Origin of the sequence: Flavobacterium sp., assembly GCF_044361065.1 — a bacterium.
In the GTDB taxonomy this organism is placed as follows: Bacteria; Bacteroidota; Bacteroidia; order Flavobacteriales; family Flavobacteriaceae; genus Flavobacterium.
This window is the reverse complement of the sequence record NZ_JBIKJI010000190.1, coordinates 1-3,387: the sequence shown is the minus strand read 5'-3', so window position 1 is coordinate 3,387 and position 3,387 is coordinate 1. Positions and strand designations below refer to the sequence as shown.

At 28.0% G+C, this 3,387-nt stretch carries 3 protein-coding genes and 1 pseudogene; 2 read left to right on the top strand and 2 right to left on the bottom strand.

Annotation, left to right across the window (positions count from 1 at the left end; translation table 11 throughout):
- Together ACIQ11_RS09675 and ACIQ11_RS09670 are read right to left on the bottom strand one after the other, a co-directional pair.
- A pseudogene (locus ACIQ11_RS09675) lies at positions 1-332 on the bottom strand (lytic transglycosylase domain-containing protein); the annotation flags it as partial.
- A gap of 43 nt (positions 333-375) precedes the next feature.
- Positions 376-1,035: an alpha/beta hydrolase gene (locus tag ACIQ11_RS09670; protein WP_396154425.1), complete on the bottom strand. Its 660-nt coding sequence runs from the start codon at positions 1,033-1,035 to the stop codon at positions 376-378.
- Positions 1,036-1,238: 203 nt separating this feature from the next.
- Here ACIQ11_RS09670 and ACIQ11_RS09665 point away from each other — a divergent pair, with 203 nt between their 5' ends.
- Both ACIQ11_RS09665 and ppk1 read left to right on the top strand, forming a co-directional pair.
- Positions 1,239-1,529, top strand: a complete 291-nt coding sequence (locus ACIQ11_RS09665; RefSeq protein WP_291241876.1) for an N-acetyltransferase — start codon at positions 1,239-1,241, stop codon at positions 1,527-1,529.
- 248 nt (positions 1,530-1,777) lie between these two features.
- Positions 1,778-3,387 (top strand): polyphosphate kinase 1 (gene ppk1 / locus ACIQ11_RS09660; protein ID WP_396154423.1); only part of this gene is annotated, 1,610 nt, incomplete at its 3' end.

Sequence of the window (3,387 nt, the reverse complement as noted above, 5' to 3'; positions counted from 1 at the left end):
ATTAAACCGCTCTCAATAACGGCTAAATATTTAAAATCATCAGGAACATTATATTTTGCAAGTATAGGTTCAATAATTGGAAAAACTTTATTTGCTCTTTTTATAAGAATGGCTGTTGAAGCATTTAAATTGATATTCACTAACATTTCTCTGTCCAAACGTTCTTTTACATCTGCTTGATCAGTAGGTACTTTCTCACCACAAAAATCCATATCAGTCGGATATTCTAAATAGTTTTTTTTTGGTACGTTTTGGTATGAAGTAGCATAAATTAAAAATCCGCAAATAATAAACAAGGGGATTAAAATTAGTGTTTTATGTAAGTTTTTCATTTATATACAGGTTATTTGACAGTTTTAATAACAACAAAGATATTCATTTTAAGATGAGTTTGGGTAAATTTTCATTTAACCATTTATACTTATTTACAATCATAATATGTGTACCACCCTTAACAACGATACAATTTTTAATATTAGAAATTGGAAATACCATATCTTCATCACCGTGGATGTGAATTACTTTTTCATCAGGAATGCTTCTTTGCCAAAGTAATACATTTTCAATTGCCCAATCCAAATATTTTGTTTGTTTCATAAATAAATAGCGGTTATATAATTTTACGCGTTTTGCTAATAATCCTCTGCCTTTTATATATCTTGATAAATAATTTACTTGACTTAAAAGACTGGTAGGAAGTGCTTTGTATAATTTTGTAGCCTTGGCTAATTTCATATGAATTGGCAATTCTTGGTTGCTTTTTACACTTGAAATAATAATAACTTTTTGGGTTTTAATGATTTCAGACATTTCTTGTACCATTATTCCGCCAAATGAAACACCTACTAATACACAATTTTCTTGTGTAATGCCTTCGCACATTCTTTTGGCGTAATTCTTTATGGTTTCGTGATGCAAAGGTAAAATCCATTCTAAATAATGCATTTCAAATTGTTCTTTGGGTAATTTTATATTTTCAAATATTTCTATACTTGCTGCTAAACCCGGAACAAAGTAAACGTGTGTTTTCGACATTAGTTTGATGATTTTGTGCCTTAAAATTATAATTTTAATTTTAAATGGGTTTCTTTTTTAGATATAAATATCAAAATTTAACAAATAATTTTCTATTGTTATGATTTTCATTTGTTTACTACTTGATTTGTCTTTATTTTTTTGTAAATTTGCAGACATTTTAACAAACAATTAAGATTTGTTAGTATTTAAAACCCAGATTTATGTTAGTTGAGGAAATTAAAGACAATGAATTATTAAGACAATTTGAAACAAAAACCGCTTGCGGACTTTTAACGATTGAATATGCCATTCAGGAGCGAAAAATATTTTTAACAAAGCTTTGCGCGAATGAAAATGAACAAGAAGAAAAAGTAAATCAATTTATAACTTCTGTTTTAGATATTGCTGAAGAACGAAAGTTTAAAGTAGTACCAACCAATACAAAAATTGTTTCTTTTTTTAGAAAAAATAAAAAATTTCAACAATTATTACCTCCAGGTATTAAAATATAATTTAGAATTATAGCTACAAATAACAGCATTAAAACTCGTTTTGATGCTGTTTTTGTTTTATAAATTCCTTCAAAAAATATAAAATTACGGATTGAATAAATGTTATATTTTCATCAAATTTTGTTAAATATCATTGAAAACAATACCTTTATGCCTAAATTTGGTAGTACATATTTTTAGTTTAAATTAATTGTAAAACCAATATTTTAGACACTATTACGTCTAATTAAACAGAATAAACAAAAAGAATGAACCCATACATAGATAGAGAAAAAAGCTGGTTAGCATTTAACGCAAGAGTGTTGCAAGAAGCCGCAGACGAAAATGTGCCGTTATTAGATAGATTACGATTCTTAGGTATTTTTTCGAATAATTTAGATGAGTTTTTCCGTGTTCGTTATGCTGCAATTCGCAGAATGACATTAGAAAAAATTGATACTAAACCAATGTTAGGTGATATTTCTGCAGAACAATTGTTGAAGGATATTACAGAAATTGTAATTGAACATCAATCTGAAAGTTTACGAATATTAAACGATATTGAAAAAAAACTTGAAAAACAGGGTATTTATATTATTAATGAAAAGCAAATAAATAAAGACCAAGAAACGTTTATTAAGGAATTTTTCATTCAAAAAGTAAGTCCTGAATTAGTTACCATTATGTTAAATGATTTAGTTGAATTTCCTTTAATTAAAGACACTTCTGGATATTTAGCTGTAAAATTGGTAATGAATAAAAACAAATCTGGACTAATTTCTCAAATATTAAACGATAAAGAAATTAGATACGCCATTGTTGAAATTCCAAAAACTATTAACAGATTTGTAGTTTTACCTTCAAATTCAGACAAACAATATATTATTTTATTAGATGATGTAATTCGATATAGTTTAGATCATATTTTCAATATTTTCGACTATGAAAGTATTGATGCACATATGATAAAAATAACTCGAGATGCGCAATTGGAATTCGATTCAGACTTGAGCAAAAGTTTAATTGAAAAAATATCATACAGTGTTAAAGAACGTAGAGTAGGTGAGCCCGTACGTTTCGTATATGACCAAGCAATTGAAAAAGACACGTTAGAGTTTTTCCTAAACAGAATGAAAATTGATAGTTCCGATTCCATTATTCCTGGTGGAAGATATCATAACCGAAGAGATTATATGGATTTTCCAAATCTTGGACGATACGATTTGTTGTACAAACAAAATGTGCCATTACCCATTCAAGGTTTAAGCTTAGACGGAAGTATGCTTCAAAGCATTAAAGAAAAAGATTATTTATTGCACGCGCCTTATCAATCTTTCTCTTATGTTATTAGATTTTTGAGAGAAGCAGCTTTAGATCCTAAAGTGCAATCTATAAAAATTACATTGTACAGATTATCTAAAAATTCTCAAATAGTAAGTTCACTTATTAATGCTGCAAAAAACGGAAAGAAAGTTACAGTTCAAATTGAATTACAAGCCCGTTTTGACGAGGCAAGTAATATTTCTTATGCCGAACAAATGCAAGAAGAAGGCATTAACTTAATTTTTGGTGTAAAAGGACTAAAAGTACATAGCAAAATTTGTTTAGTAGAACGTTTGGAAGACGATGAAATTAGGAGATACGGATTTGTTTCTACAGGAAATTTCAGTGAATCTTCTGCTAAAATTTACACCGATGTAACCTTGTTTACAAGTGATTCAAAAATTTTGAAGGATATGTCAAAAGTATTTGAATTTTTTGAAGTCAACTATAGAGTACATCGTTATAAACATTTAATTGTTTCGCCACATTATACCCGTTCTCGTTTTGTTAAATTGATTGATAGAGAAATAAAAAAAGCATTGGAAGGTAAACCAGC

Excerpts from the sequence above, each read along its gene's own strand:
- ACIQ11_RS09670 (WP_396154425.1), bottom strand. The coding sequence starts at position 1,035 with ATGTCGAAAACACACGTTTACTTTGTTCCGGGTTTAGCAGCAAGTATA.
- ACIQ11_RS09665 (WP_291241876.1), top strand. The coding sequence starts at position 1,239 with ATGTTAGTTGAGGAAATTAAAGACAATGAATTATTAAGACAATTTGAA.